Source organism: Cupriavidus sp., assembly GCF_057315035.1.
In genome coordinates, this window is sequence record NZ_DBHKYV010000003.1 from 1 (window position 1) to 22,746 (window position 22,746).

At 64.3% G+C, this 22,746-nt stretch carries 21 protein-coding genes; 15 read left to right on the forward strand and 6 right to left on the reverse strand.

The window, feature by feature from the left end:
• Positions 1 to 176 precede the first annotated feature (176 nt).
• Positions 177 to 839, reverse strand: a complete 663-nt coding sequence (gene alkB / locus ACO550_RS06500; protein WP_315591658.1) for a DNA oxidative demethylase AlkB — start codon at positions 837 to 839, stop codon at positions 177 to 179.
• Between the two features lie 128 nt (positions 840 to 967).
• Here alkB and ACO550_RS06505 point away from each other — a divergent pair, with 128 nt between their 5' ends.
• On the forward strand, positions 968 to 1,435 hold the full coding sequence (locus tag ACO550_RS06505) for an excisionase family DNA-binding protein (protein ID WP_315591657.1): 468 nt from the start codon (positions 968 to 970) through the stop codon (positions 1,433 to 1,435).
• A 21-nt stretch (positions 1,436 to 1,456) separates the two neighbouring features.
• On the opposite strand, the gene ACO550_RS06510 is transcribed toward ACO550_RS06505, so the two are convergent.
• The 3 genes from ACO550_RS06510 to ACO550_RS06520 all read right to left on the reverse strand — a co-directional run bounded on the left by ACO550_RS06510 (position 1,457) and on the right by ACO550_RS06520 (position 6,273).
• Positions 1,457 to 2,467, reverse strand: coding sequence for an alpha/beta fold hydrolase (locus ACO550_RS06510; protein WP_315591656.1), 1,011 nt, complete (start codon positions 2,465 to 2,467; stop codon positions 1,457 to 1,459).
• A gap of 104 nt (positions 2,468 to 2,571) precedes the next feature.
• Positions 2,572 to 4,122, reverse strand: coding sequence for an MFS transporter (locus ACO550_RS06515; protein ID WP_315591655.1), 1,551 nt, complete (start codon positions 4,120 to 4,122; stop codon positions 2,572 to 2,574).
• A 210-nt stretch (positions 4,123 to 4,332) separates the two neighbouring features.
• Positions 4,333 to 6,273, reverse strand: a complete 1,941-nt coding sequence (locus ACO550_RS06520; protein ID WP_315591654.1) for a methyl-accepting chemotaxis protein — start codon at positions 6,271 to 6,273, stop codon at positions 4,333 to 4,335.
• A 900-nt stretch (positions 6,274 to 7,173) separates the two neighbouring features.
• On the opposite strand from ACO550_RS06520, the gene ACO550_RS06525 reads away from it, so the two are divergent.
• The 8 genes from ACO550_RS06525 (at position 7,174) to ACO550_RS06560 (ending at position 13,965) form a co-directional block, all read left to right on the forward strand.
• The gene (locus tag ACO550_RS06525; RefSeq protein WP_315591653.1) at positions 7,174 to 7,494 is read left to right on the forward strand and encodes an RNA chaperone Hfq; all 321 of its coding nucleotides are present in this window, start codon (positions 7,174 to 7,176) and stop codon (positions 7,492 to 7,494) included.
• Positions 7,495 to 7,736: 242 nt separating this feature from the next.
• The gene (locus tag ACO550_RS06530; RefSeq protein WP_315591652.1) at positions 7,737 to 9,419 is read left to right on the forward strand and encodes a flagellin N-terminal helical domain-containing protein; all 1,683 of its coding nucleotides are present in this window, start codon (positions 7,737 to 7,739) and stop codon (positions 9,417 to 9,419) included.
• Positions 9,420 to 9,531: 112 nt separating this feature from the next.
• Complete coding sequence (locus tag ACO550_RS06535; RefSeq protein ID WP_315591651.1) at positions 9,532 to 9,903, forward strand: flagellar protein FlaG; 372 nt, start codon at positions 9,532 to 9,534, stop codon at positions 9,901 to 9,903.
• An 82-nt stretch (positions 9,904 to 9,985) separates the two neighbouring features.
• Positions 9,986 to 11,452 (forward strand): flagellar filament capping protein FliD, encoded by a 1,467-nt coding sequence (gene fliD / locus ACO550_RS06540; protein WP_315591650.1) that lies wholly within the window; start codon positions 9,986 to 9,988, stop codon positions 11,450 to 11,452.
• Positions 11,453 to 11,469: 17 nt separating this feature from the next.
• On the forward strand, positions 11,470 to 11,898 hold the full coding sequence (fliS, locus tag ACO550_RS06545) for a flagellar export chaperone FliS (protein ID WP_315591649.1): 429 nt from the start codon (positions 11,470 to 11,472) through the stop codon (positions 11,896 to 11,898).
• A gap of 29 nt (positions 11,899 to 11,927) precedes the next feature.
• Complete coding sequence (locus ACO550_RS06550; RefSeq protein WP_315591648.1) at positions 11,928 to 12,260, forward strand: flagellar protein FliT; 333 nt, start codon at positions 11,928 to 11,930, stop codon at positions 12,258 to 12,260.
• A gap of 71 nt (positions 12,261 to 12,331) precedes the next feature.
• Complete coding sequence (gene fliK / locus ACO550_RS06555; protein WP_315591647.1) at positions 12,332 to 13,678, forward strand: flagellar hook-length control protein FliK; 1,347 nt, start codon at positions 12,332 to 12,334, stop codon at positions 13,676 to 13,678.
• Positions 13,675 to 13,965, forward strand: coding sequence for an EscU/YscU/HrcU family type III secretion system export apparatus switch protein (locus tag ACO550_RS06560; RefSeq protein ID WP_315591646.1), 291 nt, complete (start codon positions 13,675 to 13,677; stop codon positions 13,963 to 13,965). The genes fliK and ACO550_RS06560 overlap by 4 nt, the downstream gene beginning before the upstream one ends.
• A gap of 43 nt (positions 13,966 to 14,008) precedes the next feature.
• Here ACO550_RS06560 and fliE read toward each other — a convergent pair whose 3' ends face one another.
• A complete protein-coding gene (gene fliE / locus ACO550_RS06565) occupies positions 14,009 to 14,329 on the reverse strand; it encodes a flagellar hook-basal body complex protein FliE (protein ID WP_315591645.1) in 321 nt (106 codons plus the stop codon).
• A gap of 362 nt (positions 14,330 to 14,691) precedes the next feature.
• Here fliE and fliF point away from each other — a divergent pair, with 362 nt between their 5' ends.
• Genes fliF through ACO550_RS06595 form a run of 6 tightly spaced genes read left to right on the forward strand, consistent with a single transcriptional unit; the run spans position 14,692 to position 21,587 of the window.
• Entirely contained in the window at positions 14,692 to 16,368 is a 1,677-nt protein-coding gene (gene fliF, locus ACO550_RS06570; RefSeq protein WP_315591644.1) for a flagellar basal-body MS-ring/collar protein FliF, read from the forward strand.
• Complete coding sequence (fliG, locus tag ACO550_RS06575; RefSeq protein ID WP_315591643.1) at positions 16,355 to 17,368, forward strand: flagellar motor switch protein FliG; 1,014 nt, start codon at positions 16,355 to 16,357, stop codon at positions 17,366 to 17,368. The genes fliF and fliG overlap by 14 nt, the downstream gene beginning before the upstream one ends.
• Positions 17,355 to 18,203, forward strand: a complete 849-nt coding sequence (gene fliH / locus ACO550_RS06580; protein ID WP_315591642.1) for a flagellar assembly protein FliH — start codon at positions 17,355 to 17,357, stop codon at positions 18,201 to 18,203. Before fliG ends, fliH begins: the two co-directional genes overlap by 14 nt.
• On the forward strand, positions 18,196 to 19,641 hold the full coding sequence (gene fliI / locus ACO550_RS06585) for a flagellar protein export ATPase FliI (protein ID WP_315591641.1): 1,446 nt from the start codon (positions 18,196 to 18,198) through the stop codon (positions 19,639 to 19,641). Before fliH ends, fliI begins: the two co-directional genes overlap by 8 nt.
• A complete protein-coding gene (fliJ, locus tag ACO550_RS06590; protein WP_315591640.1) occupies positions 19,634 to 20,086 on the forward strand; it encodes a flagellar export protein FliJ in 453 nt (150 codons plus the stop codon). Before fliI ends, fliJ begins: the two co-directional genes overlap by 8 nt.
• Before the next feature lie 16 nt (positions 20,087 to 20,102).
• Complete coding sequence (locus tag ACO550_RS06595; RefSeq protein ID WP_315591639.1) at positions 20,103 to 21,587, forward strand: flagellar hook-length control protein FliK; 1,485 nt, start codon at positions 20,103 to 20,105, stop codon at positions 21,585 to 21,587.
• A 156-nt stretch (positions 21,588 to 21,743) separates the two neighbouring features.
• On the opposite strand, the gene ACO550_RS06600 is transcribed toward ACO550_RS06595, so the two are convergent.
• The gene (locus ACO550_RS06600) at positions 21,744 to 22,688 is read right to left on the reverse strand and encodes an oxygenase MpaB family protein (protein ID WP_315591638.1); all 945 of its coding nucleotides are present in this window, start codon (positions 22,686 to 22,688) and stop codon (positions 21,744 to 21,746) included.
• Positions 22,689 to 22,746 lie beyond the last annotated feature (58 nt).

The window sequence follows — 22,746 nt, forward strand, 5'->3', positions numbered from 1 at the left end:
GTGTCGGGGCGGGTTGCGGCGGGGCCAGAAGAGGCTGACATCGGGGCTTGTCTCGCGGAGGTCCGGTCGCGTCGAGGCGCCGGCTTTTTATGAGCGGATGGACTGAGCCGCTATCGTAGAGTTGTATTATTTTGCAGGCAACTGTTGTGCCGCGCGGTTTCGCAGCTCCGTGTGGGCTAGCGCGTCTTGCGGAAGGTCAGGTTGATGCGTTCGCTGCCAGTGAGTGCGTGATCACCTGCGGCCAGCGGTGCAATGCCATGGAATACCAGCCGCGACGGCCCGCCCCAGACCACCACATCGCCATGCGCCAGCCGCACGCGGTCGGGCCGGTCGGCACGGCGCAAGCCACCCCACAAAAAGATGGCCGGCAACCCCAGCGACACCGACACGATCGGCGCGCGCAGATCCAGTTCATCGCGATCCTGATGCAGGGACAGGCGCGTACCGGGCAGGTAGCGGTTGATCAGGCAGGCATCGGGTGCAAAGCCGGGATACCCTGCCGCCGCCGCCGCACTGGCGGCGAGCTTGCGGAACACCTCCGGCATGGCCGGCCACGGTAGCCCGGAGTCAGGATCGAGCGGGTCATACCGATATCCCGTGCGATCCGACACCCAGCCGCGCTCACCACAGTTGGTCATGGCTACCGACATGCGCAGCCCGCCCGGCGTAATCAGGTGCCGAAACGGTGAGCCGGCACTGACGTCGGCCACCGATGCCAACAACTGGGGGCCGAGGTCGCGGGCAATGCCACGCAACACCATGGCACCGGGCGCCAATGTTTCAGTGGCAAAAGAGGCATCGGGGTCGGCGGGGAGGGCGTCGAAGAGATCGAAGGTCATGGTTGCCGACCGATGATACAAGGTCTGCCTGATTTCGAGGTAATGGCTCGGCGTAAGACCTTGATTTCGTTTATTGCGATTTTCGTTTATTTCGTTTACGCTCGGCGAATCAATCTCGGAGCTTCATCATGAACAACCAGGTTCAGTCCCAGTTTGCGCTCCCGGTGGAGCAGGAAGTCCAGGCTGCGATGCGCGGTCAGCGCGACCTGGCCGCTTATCTTCGGACACACACTGACACACAACGCATCCAGATTTTCGATGAGAAGGATGAGGCGCATCAAATAGAGTTGCCGACCACTGCCCTACGCTTGCTGCTCGATATCCTGGCGGAACTGGCAGCCGGCAATGCCGTGCAGGTCGTGCCGGTCCACGCCGAACTGACGACCCAGGAAGCTGCGGACTTGCTTAACGTGTCAAGACCCTATCTTGTCAAACTGCTCGAAGACGGTGAGTTGCCGTTCCACAAGACCGGCAAGCATCGGCGTGTGCGCGTCGTGGACCTGATGGCCTACAAGGCCGCGCGCGACAAACTCAGCGAGCAGGCGATGGAAGAGTTGGCACGCCAGGCCCAGGCACTGGGCATGGGCTACGAATGAGATGTGGCCCGAGACGCCGAACTACCGCACCTTCCCCATCCCCTCCAGCAACGCCTTGTGAAATCCCTGTGGATCCTGCATCTGCGGCGCGTGGCCCAGTTCCGGGAATTCCACCAGCGTCGTGTTCGGGATGGCCTTGGCCGTGAGTTTGGCCAGCTCGGGGTAATGGCCGAGCTTGGGCTGGATGTCGGCCGGCGCGGCATCCTTGCCGATTGCCGTGGTGTCCTTGTCACCGATCATTAGCAGCGTCGGGGCCTGGATGGCGCCCATTTCGTAGACCACGGGCTGCGTGTAGATCATGTCGTAGAGCAGGGCCGAGTTCCAGGCCACGATCTGCTTGCCCGGGCCGCGATACATGCCGGCCAGCATCTGGACCCATGGCTCGTAGTCGGGCTTCCACTGGTTCACGTAATACGTGGACTTTTCGTAGTTGCGAATCCTGTCGGCGGTGGTATTCAGCTCACGCGCGTACCACTGGTCCACCGAGAGTGATGGCACGCCTTTGGCCTTCCAGTCCTCAAGCCCGATCGGATTCACCAGCACCAGCTGCTTTGTTTCCTGCGGATACATCAGTGCGTAGCGCATGGCCAGCATGCCACCCGTGGAGTGGCCCATCACGGTCACGTCCGTGATGCCGATCGATGCCAGCAGCGCGTGCGTATTGCGGGCCAACTGCTGGAACGTGTACTGGTAATGCGCGGGTTTGGTCGACTTGCAGAAACCGACCTGGTCCGGCGCCACCACGCGGTAGCCGGCGCCGGTGAGCTGGCGGATGGTTTCCTGCCAGGTGGCGCCGCAGAAGTTCTTGCCGTGCAACAGCACCACGGCGCGGCCATTCGGCTTTTCGGGTTTGATATCCATGAAGGCCATGTCGAGCGGTTGGCCTTGCGAAGAGAACTTGTAGCGCTGAACCGGGTAGGGGTAGTCGAAGCCTTCGAGCTCGGGGCCGTAGGCCGGGCCATCATCGGCCGCATGGGCAAGCGAAGTGGTCAGCGCAAGCGCGGTGAAAAGCAGGCGGGAAAGTTTGGGCATGGTCGGGGCGGAGGTGGACGGCGGTGGAAATCGTCCCACAGATGACCGATCCGCGTACGGGAGAGTTCCGGAGCCCGTACGCCCAATATTTCCTCCGCGGCGTTCTACTCGGCCGCCGCCGCGGCGTTTGCGGCCGCGGTAGAACTGCCCCGCAAGGTGGTTTCCTTCAGGCGGATCACAAAGAACGGCGCGATCAGCGATACACCGGCGCTCAGCAGGAACAGGATCCTGAACGCACGCTCGGCGGCCACGCGCACGGCGACGGCATCGGCCTGGTCACCAGCCGAGATGGCGCGACGGAACATGCTCATGAGTACATCTTCGCCGCCACCGGCATTGGCCAGCGACACGCCGCTATGGCGCAACAGCGCGATCAGCACCGTGGTCAGGACGGCTACACCCACCGCGCCACCAAGCATGCGCGAGAACGCGGTCAGTGCAGTGGCAATGCCCACTTGCTGATGCGGTACGGCATTCTGTGTTGCCACCAGGCCGCTAGGCAGTTGCAGGCCGATTGCCAGACCCAGCACGATCATAACCAGCGCTGCCAGCGTCACCGCGTGCGGCGGCGTGAACGCCAACGCCACGATGGCCACCGGTGCCACCAGGCAGCCGATCATCTGCAGTGGCTTGTAGCGGCCACTCCATGTCATCAAGCGGCCCGAGATATAGGCGCCAAACGGAATTGCCAGCGTCAGCGGCACAAGCCGCAGTGCGGCGGTATCGGCATGCGCGCCACCCACTACCTGGAAACGCAGCGGCAGCAGCACCGACATCGCAATCAACTGGAAGAAGCACAGGAACAGCGTCAGGCAGCAGATTGCCACGGTAGGTACGCCGAGCATGCTCAACGGAATCACCGGATCGCTGGCGCGGCGTTCCTGCCAGATAAACAGCACCAGACCCACCAGGCCAGCCACCAGCAGGCCAATCGTCTGGGGCTCCAGCGGCGAGTGGCCCTGGCCCAGTCGTGTCAGGAACACCAGCACGCCCGACAGCCCGCCGCCAAACAGCAGCGAGCCCAGGTAGTCGATCTTGTGCCGACGGCCGCTGACCGGCAGATGCCGCAGCGCGCGTCGCACCACCACCAAGGCAATCAGCGACAGCGGGATGTTGATCCAGAAAATCCAGCGCCATGACAGGAAGTGCGCCAGGTAGCCGCCGATCACCGGACCCGCCATGCTGGCCACGGCCCAGACGCCGCTCACGTAGCCCTGGTACTTGCCGCGCTCGCGCAGCGGCACCACATCGGCAATGGTGGCCTGCGATACCGAGATCAGGCCACCGCCGCCCAGTCCCTGCAGGATGCGGGCAACGATCAGCATCGGCATCGTGGTGGCCATCGCGCACGCAATCGATGCCAGCAGGAACAGCACGATCGAGAATGTCAGCACCGAGCGGCGCCCGAGCACGTCGGACAGCTTGCCGTAGATTGGCGTGACTACGGTGGAGGCCACCAGATAGGCGGAGATCACCCACGCCATGTCTTCGAAGCCGTTGAGCTGTAGCGCGATATCGGGCAGCACCACGGCCACGATCGATTGTTCAAGCGCGCCAAGCAGGATGGCCAGCATCAGGCCAAAGATGACCTGCATGACCGGCACGTCGGCTGGTGCCGCGTCGGGGGAACGCTGGGAGGAGGGCGCTACGGACATGGAGTGGCCTGCATGGCAGATGAAGGCCCCGGACGGGGCTTCGCTGCTCTTTATCGGACAAGGAGAGCCGCCATTTTAGGCGAGCGCTGAAAACCGTGCTTGTCCGATCGCGTCCTGTGCTGCAGGCCACTGCGGGGATGTTACGTTTTGTCTACATGCTCGAACGACGCGGAGGGGGCATGCAGTCGCCGCACTGGGTGCGGCGTCAGCTTAGAACGTCTCCCAATCGCCGGTGTCGGCCATGGCCGGTGCCGGTGCGGCCGAGGGGCGCTTGCGCGCAGGCGTGGCCAGCACGGGCTCCTTGCGCTGATGTGCCACTGGCGCACGCGGCTTTGCAGCTTGGGCTGGCTGCCGCGACAGCAAGGGTTCGGCCTGGGTGCGGCGCTGTACGGGTGGGCGCGCCGCGGCGGGCACTGCCGCCACGCGTGTCTTTGCTGGGGCTGCCACTGCGGTCCTGGCAGGTTTTGCAGCAGGCTTCGGCAGAGCCGGTGCAGGTTTGGCGGTGATCTGGCGCACCGGTTGCGGTGCCGCCAACCTGCCTGCCGGCGCTACGCGGGCCACGGGCATGGCGCGCTCGCTGCTCCCGGCCGCGGTGCCACGGCCAAGGTCGAAACGCGCCACTTCGGTTACCAGTCCGCTGGCCTGTTGCATCAGGCTTTCGGCGGCAGCGCTGGCCTCTTCCACCAGTGCGGCATTCTGTTGCGTCACGCTTTCCATTTGCGTGATGGCCAGGCTTACCTGTTCGATGCCGGCCGTCTGTTCCTCGCTGGCACTCGAGATCTCGCCCATGATGTCCGTCACGCGACGCACTGCGCCAACGATATCGTCCATGGTCTTGCCAGCCACTTCCACCTGCTTGGCGCCGTCCTGTACCTGACGCACGGAACCGTTGATCAGCTCGCCGATTTCCTTGGCCGCCGACGACGAGCGCTGCGCGAGGCTACGCACCTCCGCCGCCACCACGCTGAAGCCGCGACCCTGTTCGCCTGCGCGTGCCGCTTCCACTGCGGCATTCAGCGCCAGGATATTGGTCTGGAATGCGATGCCTTCGATCACGCCAATGATTTCCGCCACGCGTGCCGACGACTTCGAGATGCCGTCCATGGTATCCACCACGCTGCGCACCACGCGGCCGCCTTCGGTAGCCACGTCCGACGCATTGACTGCCAACTGATTGGCCTGGCGTGCATTCTCGGCGTTCTGGCGTACCGTGGACGTCAGTTGCTCCATCGATGCAGCGGTTTGTTCAAGCGAAGCGGCCTGTTCTTCGGTGCGTTGCGAGAGATCGGTGTTGCCAGTGGAGATTTCGCGTGCGGCGGTATCGATCGAACCTGCCGCCTGCTGGATGCCTCGCACCAGCATGCCCAGTTGCCCGAAAGCCCGTTCCAGGGCGCCAAGCATGCGGCCCATCTCGTCCTGGCTGTGCACCTCGATGGCATGACCCAGTTGCCCTTGCGCCAGCGCTTCCGCTGCATCGAGCGCCTGGGTAGCTGGGCGAGTCACCGAGCGCGTCAGGCCGATACCGAGCAGCGACGCGATGATTGCCGCCACGATCGACAGGCCAATCAGCAGGTTACGCGTGAACTGATACTGCTGGCTCGCCGCGTCAACGGCTTCGGTAGCCATCTTGCGGCCCATGTCGGCCATGGCATCGAGCTTGTCGAAATACGCGGCCTGCGCCGCCGGCAAGGTCACCACGAGCCCGGCGCGTGCGCCGTCGAATTCGCCGCCACGCAGTTGCTGCATGACCAGGTCGAGTTGGCCGTTGTAAGCCGCACGCGCCTGCATCAGGTCATCGAAGCTGGTCTTCGCCGCCGGATTGGTGGATGCGCGCATCACCTTGCCAAGATCTTCGAGCGTGGCGCTGACCTTCTCGCGGATCTTGCCAATTTTTTCGGCGTTCTGTGTGGCCAACGCCGGATCCTCGGTCAGGGCCGCGTCGCGGACCATGATGCCGATCGTCAGCACCTGTTCCTTGGCCAGCTTCAGGTCCAGCACGCGCAGCAGACGTTGCTCCACGGCCGAGTGCAACGCGTCGTTCATGCTGCCGAGCGATTTCACGCCCACGGCGGCCACGGCCGCCAGCAGCACGACCACCACAAAAAACGCCAACGACATCCGCGCGCCGATACCCATTTTTCGCAAGCCCATCACTTCGTACCTTTCTTTCGGTCGGTTGTGTTTGTACGACTGGCAACCGCCCGAATCCGGGCGTCGCACGGACCGGCTATCGGCGGGCATTTGCCGGCCTTGAGCGAAAAAATGAAATAGGGGGGAAAGTCGCTGCTCTTTCACAAATTGCCGGGGCAGCGCAAGGTTTCTAATCTGTCCCGTGCACTTTGACCTCGCCAGAACTGGCGGGCGCGGCGGAGCAGTTTGCCGCGAAGGACGCGGGCTCAAAAAAAAGAAGCCCACGCGCGGGGTGCTCGTAGGCTTTCAGGACTGCTGTGAAAGGTCCGGCTGTACCCGGACCCGAATCGCGAAGATAAACCCGCTTACATGAGGTGTAAATCCCGCTTCTATCAGGGGTTACCCTTATGGCGGGTGTAACGATTGCACTACATGAATAACAAAAGTGATCGCAGGCGACACTTTTGTTCTTACCGACGAATAACGGACGATTGCCGGAAACCTTTAGCTGGCGCGGGTTCCAGGGCATGAGCAGAATTTCGTCGGTCACCCGCAGAGGCTATGTGCTACACGAAGCACAAATTCATGGCAATAAAATGAGTAGAGCAATTCCTCTAGCCCAGCCATGCGGTGGACTCGTCAATGCTTGTAAAACTTTGTTACTCTCCCGCCTGAAGTATTCCCCTTCTCTCCTGCGGATGCCAACCACAGTGGCCAGCCGGGCAGCGTCCTTCACTTTTGTGAAGCGCCTGTTTGCTGCAATCATGTGGAGCCACCGCGCCGGTTCCGAGAGCGAATGTTTCAAGTCTCGCCGCGATCAGTTCGCGCTATACGTCACTTTTAGTGCGACACCAACCGAAGTACCTGATCATCGGACCGTTGTCAGCCGCCAGAACCCTCGCGGGCTCTTCCGGAGAAGTTGTGAAGAAGGAAATCAAGGCTCCCAGACCCAGTCGGAAGCTGCAGCACTTGCAGTTCGCCGCGCACAACGCCAGTCGCGTTGCCGTCATTGTTCACCTGTCGAATGGCACGCGGCTGAACGGCATCGTGCTGGCCGCGGACAACTACATGATCCTGCTCGGCCGCGATGCCGACGATCCAACCCCCACGCTGATCTACAAGCGCGCCATTACGGTGGTCACGCCCGCGCACGCATCCGAGGACACAACCGCAATGCTCGACGCGGAAGCCTCGCCGGATTTCGTGCGGCTCTATATTCCGCGCACACGCAAGCGCCGCTGAGCCATGCCAGGTGCGGCGCCCCCGGGGCCCGCGCCGCTATATATAAGGGCGGCCTGGACGCGCCAGGCGCGCGTGATATACCAGATCGCACTGCGCCCGCAACTCTCGCAAAGATCACTCTAAAGTCTTCCTTCCCGAGGTCGATAACCCTTGCAACGGAGGCACTCTCGCCCTGCAAAGCAGGCAGCCAACGTTACGGCACCCGCCGGAATGCCTAAAACATTGCAAATAGGAGTCGTACCATGGCGCAAGTCATTAATACCAATTCGTTGTCGCTGATGACGCAGAACAACCTGACGGCGTCGCAATCGTCGTTGAACACGGCGATTCAGCGCCTGTCGTCGGGTCTGCGTATCAACAGCGCAAAGGACGATGCAGCCGGCCAGGCCATCGCCAACCGCTTCACCGCCAACATCCGCGGCCTGACCCAGGCTCAACGTAACGCCAACGACGGTATCTCGCTGGCGCAAACGACTGAAGGCGCGCTGACCGAAGTCAACAACAACCTGCAACGTATCCGTGAACTGTCGGTGCAGTCGGCAAACGGCTCGAACTCGTCGTCGGACCTGCAATCGATCCAGGACGAAATCGCACAACGTCTGGCAGAAATCGACCGTACGTCGGCCCAGACCGACTTCAACGGCGTGAAGGTCCTGTCGGGCGCCGCCAAGCCGCTGACGATTCAAGTGGGTGCCAACGACGGCGAAACGATCTCGATCAACCTGTCGGAAATCTCCTCGAAGACCCTGGGCCTGAGCGGCTTCAGCGTTGCCGGCAAGGTGAACACGGCTGCTACGCTGACCGACGTGCAGAACTCGCAAACGGCCGCTGACAAGGCTGTTGCCACGCTGCCGGCCAACACGTATCAAGTGACGACGTCGAACACGGCCGCCACGAGCAAGCAAGTGCTGTCGAAGCTGAGCGACGGCGACACCGTTGCAGTCGGCGGCGGCTCCACCTACACGTACGACGCCAAGGCTGGCAACTTCAAGTACACCGCCAACGTCGCTGCTGCTGGCGTTGCTGCTGAAGCTGCCAAGCTGACCCCGGCCTCGGGCAAGAACACGGCTGTCTACACGAACCTGTCGGCTTCTTCGGCTTCGACCAGCTTCGAAATCGATACGGCAGGCAAGATCACCATCGGTGGCCAGGCAGCTTACCTGGATGCAGGTGGCAACCTGACGACGAACAACGCCGGTGGCCTGACGCAGACCACGGTTAGCGCCGTTATGGGTGCAGCCGCTGGTGCAGCCGCTGGTGCAGCCAGCGTTGCAGTGGGTAGCACGACGTACAAGTCGGACGGCGCTGGTGGCTTGAACTACAACGCCACGGCCACCTCTGACCAAGTGGAAACCGCCCTGGCAGCTGCTGCCTCGAACAGCACGGTGACGTTTGCTCCGGGTTCGCTGATGACCGGTACGGCCACGCTGACGCAAGCCACGCAAACGTGGGACGTGTTCACCGATTCGACCGGTTCGCTGACCAAGACCGCCAGCTACACCACGAACTACGCTGTTGACACGACCACCGGCAAGGTGACCGTGGCTGCCGGCGGTACGGCTGCCAACAACGCCGCCAACGTCGGCAAGACGGCCAACATCGATGCCAACGGCAAGCTGACGACCGACGCGATCAGCGCCGGTTCGTCGACGACCGACCCGCTGGCCGTGCTGGACAAGGCCCTGTCGACGGTTGACAAGCTGCGTTCGTCGCTGGGTGCTGTGCAGAACCGTCTGGATTCGACGATCTCGAACCTGGGCACCACGATCACCAACCTGTCCTCGTCGCGTTCGCGCATCCAGGACGCAGACTACGCAACGGAAGTGTCGAACATGACCCGCGCCAACATTCTGCAACAGGCTGGTACGTCGGTTCTGGCTCAAGCCAACCAATCGACGCAAAACGTGCTGTCGCTGCTGCGTTAATCACGCCGCAAGCTCCGCAGGAAACCGGGCCCTCGGGCCCGGTTTTTTGCCGGAGTGCTACGCAAGCGGACACGCCGCTTGCATAGCACTTCTCATATAGAGAGACCGGATCATGAGCATTTCCGCTGCCGCCGCCTCCACCGTTGCCGCTTCCGCGGTGCTTCAGCACGACCCCGTCGTGCCGACCCCGGTCGCGCCCAGGGCCGTGTCCGCTGCCTATGGCACCGGTGCGCCGGCCGACGAGGCGGGCCGCGATGCGCTGCCACAGGATATGACCACGGCGGTACAGGAACTTCGCGATGTGTTGCGTACCACGCCATTCGGTCTCCAGTTCGACATCGACGACGTCACGCACAAGGTCATCACCAAGGTGGTGGACCGCGAAACCGGCGAGATCATCCGCCAGTTGCCGTCGGAGGAAATGGTGCGCATCGCGCATGCCATGAACAAGCTGCAAGGGCTGCTGGTACGGCAGTCCGCCTGACAACAAGACACAAAGTCTCTCCCGTCTGGTACGTAATCCAGCACGTAACTAGTACGCAAAACACAATAAACGAGGTAACAGCATGGCATCCGTCTCCTCTCTCGGCATCGGTTCCGGCATGGACCTGAACACGCTGCTCGACCAGCTGACCACGGCCGAAAGCGCGCCGCTCACGCTGCTGCAGAACCAGCAGACCGCCTACCAGGCCAAGTTGTCGGCCTATGGCACGGTGCAAAGCGTGCTGTCGTCGTTCCAGTCGACCGCCACCAAGCTGGCCAATGCGGACACGTTCTCGGCGGTCAAGGCCAGCGTGAGCAACACGGCGGTGATGAGCGTGGCCACCGGTACCAATGCCGTTGCCGGTACGTATTCGGTCAACGTGACGAGCATGGCGCAAGCCCAGTCCCTGGTCAGCGGTGGCCAGGCCGCACAGGATTCCGCGGTGGTCCACGGCACGCTGCCCGCCACGCTGACCTTCAATTTCGGCACCATTGGCGGCTATGACAGCAGCACGGGCCAGTACAGCAACCCGACCTTCTCGACCTCGTCGGATTCGGCCAAGACGGTCACGATCGACAGCAGCAACAACACGCTGCAAGGCATGCGCGACGCGATCAACAAGGCCAATATCGGCGTGACCGCGAGCATCGTCAACGACGGTGGCACCAAGCCGTACCGCCTGGTGCTGACGTCGAACAGCACGGGCGAGACCAACAGCATGCAGGTGTCGAGCTCCGACTCTGACCTGCAGGCACTGGTTGGTTTCGATCCGGCCAGCATGGACGCTACCGGATCCACGTCGAACGGCGTGCGCGAAGCAGTGCGCGGCACCAACGCCAACCTGACGGTGAACGGCATTTCCATCACCAGCGCCAGCAACACGGTCAAGGACGCCGTGCAGGGCCTGACCATGACGTTGTCGCAGACCGGCACCACCAGCCTCAGCGTGACGCGCGACACCGATTCGATGAAGTCGGCCATCACCTCGTTCGTGTCCGCCTACAACAATATCCAGTCGGCGGCCTCGACGCTGACCGCTTTCGATGCATCGGCCGGTACCAGCTCGGCACTGACCGGCGACGCCGTGCTGCGCAATATCCAGACGCGCTTGCGCAGCGTGCTTACCACGCCTGAGAGCGGCTCGGCCTACAGCACGCTGTCGGCAATCGGCGTGTCGTTCCAGAAGGACGGCACGATCGCCGTGGACGATACCAAGCTGACCAAGGCGCTGAACGACAACCCGGCCGCGGTAAGCCAACTGTTCGGTGGCGATGGCACCACGGGTGGCGTTGCGCGCTCGATCGCCAGCACGATCGACGGTTTCAATGCCACCAGCGGTTCGCTGAAATCCGCCCAGGACGGCCTGACCCAGACGCTGAAGGACCTGAGCACGCAATTCACCGACGAGCAGAGCCGCATCAACGACACGATTGCACGTTACCGCACGCAGTTCACAAACCTTGACCTGATGGTGTCGCAGATGAACTCGACCAGTTCATACCTGACGCAGCAGTTCAATGCACTGAACAGCTCCAGCAGCTCGAAGTAAAGAGAAGGAATTCCACCATGTTCGCGCGCCAAGCCATCAATGCCTATGCCCAGGTCGGTGTTCACACCGGCGCCATGAGCGCCAGCCCGCACAAGCTGATCGTCATGCTCTATGACGGTGCGCGTGGCGCGATTGCGCGCGCGAAGTTCTGCATGGAAGCTGGCGATATCGCCGGCAAGGGCAAGGCCATCTCGAAAGCGATCGACATCGTCGACAACGGTCTGCGCGCGGTGCTGGACCATACCGCGGGCGGAGACATTGCCGCCGATCTCGAACGCCTCTACGAATACATGACGCGCCAACTGATGCTGGCCAACCTGCGCAATAGCGCCGAGATGCTCGGCGAAGTGGACGGCCTGCTGGAAAACCTGTCGTCGGCCTGGGCGTCGATCGATCCGGATGCCCCGGCGGCGCAGGCCGACGCATTCACCGCACAACCCGCCTGAAGCCCACAGGAAACCACTGGAATCCCGCGATGTTTGCCATGTCTCCGATTGTCAGAAGCTACGAGGAACTGCTGGTTCTGTCCGAGCAGATGCTTGAGGCCGCCCGTGCATCAAACTGGGATGCGCTCGCCGACCTGCAGAAGGTCTATATGGCCGAGGTGGACCGCCTGCGCCAGCTCGATCACAGCGCGCAGTTCTCCGATGATGAACGCCTGCGCCGCTTCCATCTGCTGGAACGCATCCTGGCCTTCGATGCACGCATTCGCGACCTGACCATGCCGCGCCTGGCCGAGCTGGGCAACCTGATCAGCAACTCGCGTCGCAAACAGGAACTGTCGGCTGCCTACGGCGCAGCATACTGAATCTACGCAGCTTCCCGTCATGGCGGGACTTCACGCGTATCACGTCCGACCCTTTCCGCTGACACGCGCCCATGACCGGCATCCAGATTCCCTCGGCGCTGATTCCGCATCAGACGCCGGACCCGCAACTCAGCCGCCCCGCGCTGGCCATCGACAAGCTTGCCGCGCTGATGCCGGTGCCCGAGGTCAGCCAGGGCGACGTCCAGTCGTCCACCGGCGGTACCGTACAGGCACGCCAGCCGAACAGCATCTTGCCCGGCGGTGCCGACCCACGGCTGGCCGGCCAGACCGGCTCCACGCGCGAGACGCTGAGCTTTGCGGCACGAGCCATCCTTGACCTGTTCGATGGTGGCGACGCACAGCCGCTGCGCGGCAACACGCCGCTGCTGCCCGGCGCACCCGGTGCGGGCAGCAACGCCACCACGGCGCTGTCGAATGCGCTCGCGTCGCTGGTGGACCAGAGCGGCATGTTCTACGAATCCCATGTGGCCCAGTGGGTCATGGGCCAGCGCCCGCTGAGCAGCCTGCTGCAGGAGCCCCAGGCTACCCTGCGCATGCCGGCACAGGGTACGCCACAGTCGTCAGGCAACCCATCGGCGCCCACACAGACGGCTGGTGCGCCGGTGGCATTGTTGCCCTATGGCGGTCCTGCGGCACAGCCGTCGTCCGCGCCGCCTAGCGCCACGCTGCTGGCCGAACTGACGCGACCGGTCATCTATCCGCTCAGCACCGGTGTACCGGCACCTTCAGCGCAGGCAGGGCAGGGCGCCCAGCCGCATGGCGCGCCGGGCAATCCGCAAACGAACAATGCGCAGTCGAATCATGCGGCGGCGCAAGGCAACGCAGTGCCGGCCACGCCCGCCGAGCAGCGCCGCGCAGCCCACGCCAATGCCGCGGCACATGCCTACCAGGTAACGGCCGAGGTGTCGCAGGACGGCCATCACATCGCGCAAGCCCAGCGCGCGGCCATCATCGCCACCTGGAACGCGCCCGACGCTACCGCGGCACAGACCCGACCGGATGCCGGACCGCCCGTGCATCCGGCCAGCGAAGGGGTGGTGCGCCAGCAGCTGGAATTGCTGGCAACCCAGCAGTTCCGTGCCACGCTCGAAGCGTGGCCGGGTATGCCGTTCGATTGGGAAGTGTCGCGCGATGCCGGCCATGCCGAGACACCGGACGCGGCAGCGCAGTGGAGCACGCGCGTACGGCTGGAACTGCCGCGTCTGGGTAATATCGACGCCGTGCTGACGCTGGGTCCCCAGGGGCTTGACGTGCGCATGGTGGCCGGAGATACCGATACGGCTGCGCAACTGATTCAGGGGCGGATGGATTTTCGCGGCCAGCTCGATGCGCGTGGTATCGCGCTACTCAATGTGTCCGTGCAAACACGCGATGAAGACGGGGGAGCATCGGCATGAGCGACAGCAGCAACGATCGCGGCGTGGCCGTCGCGCTTTCCTACCAGGCCGCCGACAAGGCGCCACGCGTGGTGGCCAAGGGCTATGGCATGTCCGCCGACGCCATCATCACGCGCGCCCGTGAAGCGGGAGTCTATGTGCACGGGTCGCCGGCACTGGTGAACCTGTTGATGCAGGTAGACATGGACAGCCAGATCCCGCCGCAGCTCTATGTTGCGGTGGCCGAATTGCTGGCCTGGCTGCATGCGGTAGAGACGGGCGAGAACACCCAGCTGGCGACGATCTAACTCCCCTCTCCCGCCAGGCGGGAGAGGGGAGCAAATCCAAACATCAAACCGGCATGTTCATCATTTCCTGATACGCGGCGGCCAGGCGATTGCGCACCTGTACTGCGGTCTGGAACGAGATGTTGGCCTTCTGCATGTCGATCATCACGTCATTGAGTGCCACGCCAGGCTTGCCCATTTCAAAGGCCTCGGCCTTGCCGTAGGCACGGTCCTGCGTGGCATTCAGGCGTTGCAGCGAACGCTGCAGTTCACCGGCAAAGCCTTCGGTCGCGGCCGAAGGCGTCTGGGGGGCAGTACCGCCGCCAGCTACCTGCGCGAGGCCGCGCATTTGCTGGAGCATGCCCTCGATGGAAGAAATAGTCATCGCACGTACAGGTTGGTAAGTCGGAGATCAGGGCGAACGCGGCGCAAGCGCCACTTTCGATCCTGTTTCAGCCCTCGCACTGTACTGATCCTCCCGCATCCCCCAAAGCACGAAATCGGCGGGAAAACCTCGCCTATTCAGCCGATTGTTCTTCCACCTTCTGGCTGATCATCGCTACCGTGCCGAATCTGGCGGTCGGTAGCGCGTTGCACCAACCGCCCACGGCTCATGAAATATCAACTATCGCGGGGAGTGCGCGTGTTTTTTCAGCAGCGTAGTGTGAGCCGTGCCGAGATGAATAACGGCAGCAAAGGCCAGAGTGGCAAGGGCAGGGTTTACCCGGCCAAGCCGGAGATGCGCGCATGAACGCGGCCGCCACCCTGCCGAACGGCGCGGCCCTGGTCGACAAACTGAAGGCCAATCCGCGTCTGCCCCTGATGTTGGGCGGCGCGGCGCTGGTTGCCGCGATTGCCGTGGGCGTGATGTGGTCGCGCCAGCCGGACTACAAGGTCCTGTACACGAACCTGTCCGAGCGCGACGGCGGCGCGGTGATCCAGTCGCTGCAGCAGATGAACGTGCCGTACAAGTTCGCCGAAGGTGGCGGTGCGGTGATGGTGCCGTCGGAGAAGGTCCACGAGACCCGCCTGCGCCTGGCCAGCCAGGGCCTGCCCAAGAGCGGTACCACGGGCATGGAACTGATGGACAACCAGAAGTTCGGCATCAGCCAGTTTGCCGAGCAGGTGAACTACCAGCGCGGGCTGGAAGGCGAGCTGGCCCGGTCGATCGAGTCGATCGGGGCCGTGCAGTCGGCACGCGTGCACCTGGCCATCCCCAAGCCCACGCTGTTCGTACGCGAACGCCAGAAGCCGACCGCGTCGGTGGTGCTGCAGCTTTACCCGGGCCGTGCCATCGATGAAGGCCAGGTTGCCGCGATCACGCACCTGGTGTCGTCGAGCGTGCCGGAACTGACCCCGAAGTCGATCTCGATCGTGGACCAGCACGGCAACCTGCTGTCGGGTTCCAGCGACCGCTCGATGGACGCCACGCAGCTCAAGTACGTCCAGCAGGTCGAACAGAATTACGTCAAGCGTGTGGAATCGATCCTCACGCCGATCCTTGGCAAGGACAACGTCCACGCCCAGGTCACTGCCGATGTGGACTTCGCGTCGGTAGAGCACACCGACGAGAGCTTCAAGCCCAACCAGGACCCAACCAAGGCGGCCATCCGCAGCCAGCAGACCAGCGAATCGAACCAGCAAGGTTCGTCGCCGGTGGGCGGCGTGCCGGGCGCGCTGTCGAACCAGCCGCCGGCCGCCGCCGTGGCTCCGGTCACCACGCCGCAGCCGCCGCGCCAGCCCGGCCAGCCGAATCCGCCGGCCCAGGCCAACCAGGCTACGCAGACCGCCGAGAAGACCGGCCCGAGCAGCAACCGCCGCGATGCCACCACCAACTACGAGCTCGATCGTACGGTGCGTCACGTGCAGCAGGCCCCGGGCGGTGTCAAGCGCCTGTCGGTGGCCGTGGTGGTGAACTACCGCAGCAAGGTCGACGCCAAGGGCAAGCCGGTCACTGAAGCGCTGTCGGCCAAGGAACTGGCCCAGATCGAGAACCTGACAAAGGAAGCAATGGGCTTCTCCGCAGATCGCGGCGATTCGCTGAACGTGGTCAACAGCCCGTTCACGGCCGAAAACGAAAAGGAACCGGAACTGCCGCTGTGGAAGCAGCCGCAGATGATCGACCTGGCCAAGACCGGTGTCGGCTACCTGCTGCTGGCCATCCTGGGCATCTTCCTGTGGTTCAAGGTGGCGCGTCCGGTGCTGCGCAAGTACACCGCGCCGCCGCTGCCCGCACCAACGGACGCATCGGAAGCCACCGCGGAAGCCGTCCTGCTGCCGCCGGAAGAGGAAACCAATCCGGAAGTGCTGCGCCTTGCCGCGAAGTACGAAAGCGACCTCGCGCTGGTGCGCGACGCCGCGCAACGCGACCCGCGCCTGGTTGCCAGCGTAATCAAGACTTGGATGGCAAATGACGAAGGCTAACAAGGGAGCCCCCGAGAAGGGCCTGCAGAAGAGCGCCATCCTGATGATGGCGGTTGGCGAAGACGCAGCCGCCGAAGTCTTCAAGCATCTGTCGCCGCGCGAAGTGCAGCAGCTGGGTTCGGCCATGGCCGGCCTGTCGGCGGTGACCCGCGAGGAAATGGCCGAGGTGCTGTCGGAATTCCGTGGCGAGACCGAACAGTACCTGGCACTGAACGTCGATTCGAGCTCGTTCATCAAGAGCGTGCTGAACAAGGCGCTGGGCGAGGAGCGTGCGCTGTCGGTGATCGAGGACATCCTCGAATCGCGCGATCCGGGCGGTGGCATCGATTCGCTGAACTGGATGGATGCAACGTCGGTGGCCGAGCTGATCAAGGACGAACACCCGCAGATCATCGCCACGATCCTGATCCACCTGGACCGCCAGAAGTCTTCGGAAGTGCTGGGCTTCTTCACGGAACGCCTGCGCAACGACGTGATCCTGCGTATCGCCACGTTCGGCGGCGTACAGCCGGGCGCGCTGCAGGAACTGACCGATGTGCTGACCAAGCTGCTGGCAGGCCAGAGCCTGAAGCGCAGCCGCATGGGCGGTGTCCGCACGGCGGCCGAGATCATCAACCTGATGAGCACGGCCCACGAGGAAGCGGTCATCGACGGCGTGCGCACGCACGACGCGGACCTGGCGCAGAAGATCATCGACGAGATGTTCCTGTTCGAGAACCTGCTGGAGATCGACGACCGCGGCATCCAGCGCGTGCTCAAGGAAGTTGCTACCGAATCGCTCATCGTCGCGCTCAAGGGCGCGCAGCAGGAACTGCGCGACAAGTTCATCCGCAACATGTCGACGCGTGCCGGCGAGATGCTGCGCGAAGACCTGGATGCACTGGGTCCGGTACGTGTATCGCAGGTCGAGGCCGAGCAGAAGGCCATCCTGCAGGTGGTGAGACGCCTGGCCGAGGCCGGCGAAATCCAGATTGGCGGAGGAGACGATGCCTACGTTTGAGCGCGGCCTTGCCGCAGGCCGCGGCCCGGGCCGCGGCGATCCCGGGTTCTTTGGTGCGCCCAGCGCGCCTGGCAGCACGCAAGGATCCGGCGGTCTCACGAACCTGCATCAAAGCGACGAAGGCTTCCAGGGCTTCGAGCCCCCTGCGCGCAGCCGCATGGGTGGCGATGCCTGGAAGCGCTGGCAGATGGATTCGCTCGATCCGCGCGAGGCACTGCGCAAGGTACTCGAGGCACAACTGCCGGTCGAGCCGCCGCCCCCGCCGCCAGTCGATTTCGCAGCCCTCGATGCGATGCGCGAAGGCGCACGCAAGGAAGGTTATGCGCAAGGCTATACCCAGGGCCAGACCCAGGGCTACGGTGACGGTCACCGTGAAGGCTATGCGCGCGGTCTGGAATCCGCACGCAATGAAGCCGCTCGCCTGCAGGAACTGGCCGGCAATTTCCGCGAAGCGCTGGGCCGCGTCGATACCGAAATCTCCGAGGCCTTGATCGCGCTGGCACTCGACGTGGCGCGCCAGTTGGTGCGCAAGACGATGGAAATCGATCCGGCCGCGCTGATCCCGGCGGCACGCGAACTGATCAATGCCGAGCCGCCGCTGTCCGGCGCGCCCTGCCTGCTGCTCAATCCCGAAGACATGACGCTGGTGGAAACCCACCTGCAAGGCGAACTCGAAGGCGCCGGCTGGACCCTGCGCGCGGATGCCACCGTGGCACGCGGCGGCTGCATTGCCAGCGCTGCCAGTGGTGAACTCGATGCCACGCTGGGTACGCGCTGGGAACGCGTGATCAAGGCGCTGGGCCGCAACGATCCGTGGGAGCCCCCGCATGCATGAACCCCAGGCCACGGCGCATGACGCCGCATCGGCACATACCGGGCGCTGGCGCGATGCGTTGGCATCGGCGTCGACCAGCATCGCCGAAATCGACAGCAAGCGAACCTGTGGCCGCCTGACCCGCGCCGCTGGCCTGGTGCTGGAAGCCGTGGGCCTGCGCATGCCGGTAGGCAGCGACTGTCTCATCGAACTGCCGGCCGGCCAGCATTCGCATGGCGGTCCGCGCACCGCGGAGGCCGAAGTGGTCGGCTTCGGCGCCGACCGCCTCTACCTGATGCCGCAATCGGACGTGGCCGGCCTGGTGCCCGGCGCGCGTGTTTATCCGCTGGAACCGTCGCCGTTGCCCAAGGGCGTCAGTGCACCGCGCGAGCCAGGTTCGAAGCGATTGCCGGTGGGCGATGGACTGCTGGGCCGCGTGCTCGATGCCGCCGGCCGTCCGCTTGACGGGCTTGGGCCGATCACGGCCGCCAGCGAAGTACCGCTGGCCGGTACGCAGATCAACCCGCTGATGCGTGCCCCGATCGAAACCGTGCTGGACACCGGTGTGCGTGCCATCAACGGCATGCTGACCGTGGGCCGCGGCCAGCGCATGGGCTTGTTCGCAGGCTCCGGCGTGGGTAAATCGGTGCTGCTGGGCATGATGGCCCGCTACACCAACGCCGACGTGATCGTGGTGGGCCTGATTGGCGAGCGCGGTCGCGAAGTGAAGGAATTCATCGAGAACATTCTCGGCGAGGAAGGTCGCAAACGCTCGGTCGTGGTGGCCGCGCCGGCCGACTGCTCGCCGCTGTTGCGCATGCAGGGCGCAGCGTATGCCACGCGCCTGGCCGAGTACTTCCGCGACAAGGGCCAGCACGTGCTGCTGATCATGGATTCGCTGACCCGTTACGCGATGGCCCAGCGTGAAATCGCGCTGGCCATCGGCGAGCCTCCGGCCACCAAGGGCTATCCGCCTTCGGTATTCGCCAAGTTGCCGACGCTGGTGGAACGTACCGGCAATGGTCCGGAAGGCGGTGGCTCGATTACCGCGTTCTACACGGTGCTGACCGAGGGCGACGACCAGCAGGATCCGATCGCCGATTCAGCGCGCGCCATTCTGGACGGCCACATCGTGCTGTCACGCAGTCTTGCCGAGGCTGGTCACTATCCGGCCATCGACGTGGAAGCTTCGATCAGCCGCGCGATGACCGCGCTGATCGAGCCGTCGCAGTTTGCCTCCGTGCGGCGGTTCAAGCAGTTGATGTCGCGCTACCAGCGCAACCGCGACCTGATCAGCGTCGGTGCCTATGTGCCCGGCAACGATCCGGAGCTTGATCTCGCGATTCGCCTGCATCCGCGCATGGAGGCATTCCTGCAGCAGGACATCCACGAACGCGCCGACTATGAGGTGTCGATCGCCCAGTTGCACGCGACCATCGGAGTCACAAACCATGGCTAAGACTTCACCGCTCACCACGCTGGCCGACCTGGCCCAGGACAACACGGAAAAGGCCACGCGCGAACTGGGCCGCCTGCAGGGTCTGCGCACGCAGGCCGAGCAGCAGCTCAACGCGCTGACCGAATACCGTCACGAGTATCGCGCGCGCATGCAGGCGATTGCCGCCGAGGGCATGACGTCGAGCCGCTGGCACGATTTCTCGCGTTTCCTGGATTCGCTCGACCATGCGATTCGCCAGCAGACCAGCGCGCTGGCCAAGGCCGAAGCCGACTTGCTGGCCGGCCGTGCCAACTGGCAGCAACAGAAGCGCCGCCAGAACTCGTTTGAAACACTGATTACCCGCGCCGAAGTGCGCGAGCAGCAGGTTGCCACGCGCCGCGACCAGCGCGCCAACGATGAATATGCAGCCCGTATCGCCCGCCAGCCGGTGAACGGCCAGAACTGACCTGCCAGAACCCACAATGATCGATATCAGCCAGCTAGTCGGCAATGCCGCCGCCCTGAACAACCTGAAATCGCCGGACGCATCGTCCAGCAAGGGCGCCGACGCCAACCTGTTCCACGACGTGCTGTCGCGTGCGCGCGAGGACAACCAGCAGGGCGCGCCGGCCGCCGCCTCGCAAGTCAAGGTCCCGCCGAAAGACAACGGCAAGCAGGCCGATGCCTCGAAGGACACTGCCGCGCAGAAGCCCCAGCAGCCGGCGGCGAACAACGCGCTGCCGCAGAAGGATTCGGCAAAGGTCGCCGCCAAGACGGATAGCGGAGACAGCGACACCAAGGATTGCCCGGACGACGATACCGCATCGAGCGATGCCGCCGCCGTTGCGGCCGCACTGGCCGCTGCCGCATTGCTGCCCCAGTTGCCGGTGAACCCGCAGCAGGCCAACGCCGCCAACGCCGTCAACACCGCTGGCGTGGATCCGCTCAATGGCGGCGCGATCGCCGGCCTGCCCACGCTGCCGACGCAGGCAGCCGCATCGGCGGCAGCCACGACCGCTGCCAGCACCACTACGGACGACGCCGCAGCACTCCAGGCGCAGGTCGACGCCCAACTGCCGGCCGCGACGGTTGCTACGGCCGCCAAGGGCACTACGCCGAGCCCCACCGACACACTGGCGCTGATCGCCCAGCAACGCGCCGCGCTGCAGAACAACACGCCGACCACCGCGGACAAGATCGCCGCCGCGGTGACCACGCCGGCCCAGGCCGCCGCGCAGGATACGCGCGGGCAGGGCAGTGCTGGCCAGCAGCACGCAAATCTCGGCCAATCAAACCAGCCGGCGCTGACCCAGACCGACAACACCCAGGCTGCGCAGACCGCGCAACCGGTCACGCCATTCGCCGCCGCGCAAGCCAGCGCGCGTACTGGCGAGGCCGTGGATACCGGCGCCACCAATTCCAGCAGCGCCGCGACGCTGGCATCGGCAATGGCCGCGCAAGCGCCGATTCATACCGCGCAGGCTACCGCTGCTGCAGCGGCAGCCCGCCCGGTCATCGCGCCTAACGTCAATGACAGCCAATGGTCGCAGGCCCTGGGCCAGCAGATGGTGCGCATGTCCACGCAAGGCAACCAGACTGCCGAGCTGGATTTGAACCCGCCCAACCTGGGTCCGCTGAAGGTCGTGCTGAATGTGGTCAACGACCAGGCGCAAGCCCAGTTCGTGTCACCACACCAGGCCGTACGCGCCGCCGTGGAAGCCGCACTGCCGCATCTGCGCACGTCGATGGCCGAAGCCGGCATCCAGCTGGGCCAGACCTCGGTGGGCGCCGACAGCTTTGCCCAGGCCGGCAACGGTGGCCAACAGCAACAGCAACGTCAGGCCAGCAACGGCAACAGCTTCGGCCAGTCGACGGGCTTCGGCAACGATACGGCAGCTCCGGCCGCTCCCGCCACGCCACGCGCACCACGCACGCTGGCACGCGGCGAAGTAGACACGTTTGCGTAACGCGTGAGTGTCTTTGTTCCCCTCTCCCGCTGTGCGGGAGAGGGGCTGGGGGAGAGGGCGTGAGGTTCAAATTGCGACTTGTTCCAGCTTGAACCGCTGGCCCTCTCCCCCGCCCCTCTCCCGCCAGCGGGCGAGGGGAGACCACCGACAGCTTTTCTAAGGCTTGTCGTTCGCCGGAACAGCCGCCACCCTGCGCCGCGCACGCGCCGCCAGGCCTGGTCCAAGTGCCCAGCGCAACGTTGGTGCAAGACCACGCATGCCGGCAAGCGCCAGTGAACGGCGCAAGGATGGACGGTGCAGCCCAAGCATCTGGCGCGCCCAGGGCGGCAATAGCGCCACACCCGCATCTGCCATGGTCCTGACCGCTGGCACCAGCAGTGGATTGGCTACAGGCATTGTCATCACCAGCCGTACGACTTCGCGCGTGCGTTCGCTATTGACCAGACCAGGTCGCTGCGCATCCAGATAGGCATCCACCTGGGCACGTGAGCGCGGCACGTCGGGTGCGCCCAGCAATGCGGCCACGCGCGCTTCTTCCTCGAAATACCGATCCTGCTCCGCCACGGATAGCGGCCCTACATAGCGCAGATACCCGGCCATGAAGCTCGATACCTCCGCCACATGTACCCATGTCAGCAGGTCAGGATCATCGGCCGCGTACGGTTGTCCATCGGGCGCAGTGCCCTTGATCGATGCATGAATGCGACGCACGCGTTCGATCAGCTGCATGGCGTCGGCGCGGCTGCCATAGGTGGTGCCGGCGATGAACTGCGCGGTACGGCCCAGGCGGCCCTGCATGTCGGTTCGGAAAGAAGAGTGGTCCCACACGCCAGCCAGCGCGCGCGGATGAAGCGCCTGCAAGAGCAAGGCGCTGACGCCGCCGGCCAGCATGGCCGGGAAATCGGCGTGGACGCGCCAGCAAACTGCGTCCGGGCCGAACAACCCAGGGTCGCCGGGTGGGTTGTCGTAGTCGAGCGTCAGCCCGGAGTTGCTGCGGGTCAGCGCGCGTACGTGCGCGCCGGCGTGGCTTCGCAGACGCTGCAGCAGCGGGCCGGAGGCGGTAGAAGACGTTTTGTTGGGAGATTCCGGAGCAGCGGACAAGGTCGGTTACAGGGCGATAACTGGCTTCCGCCAGCATACACCCTGATGCACTCCAGGC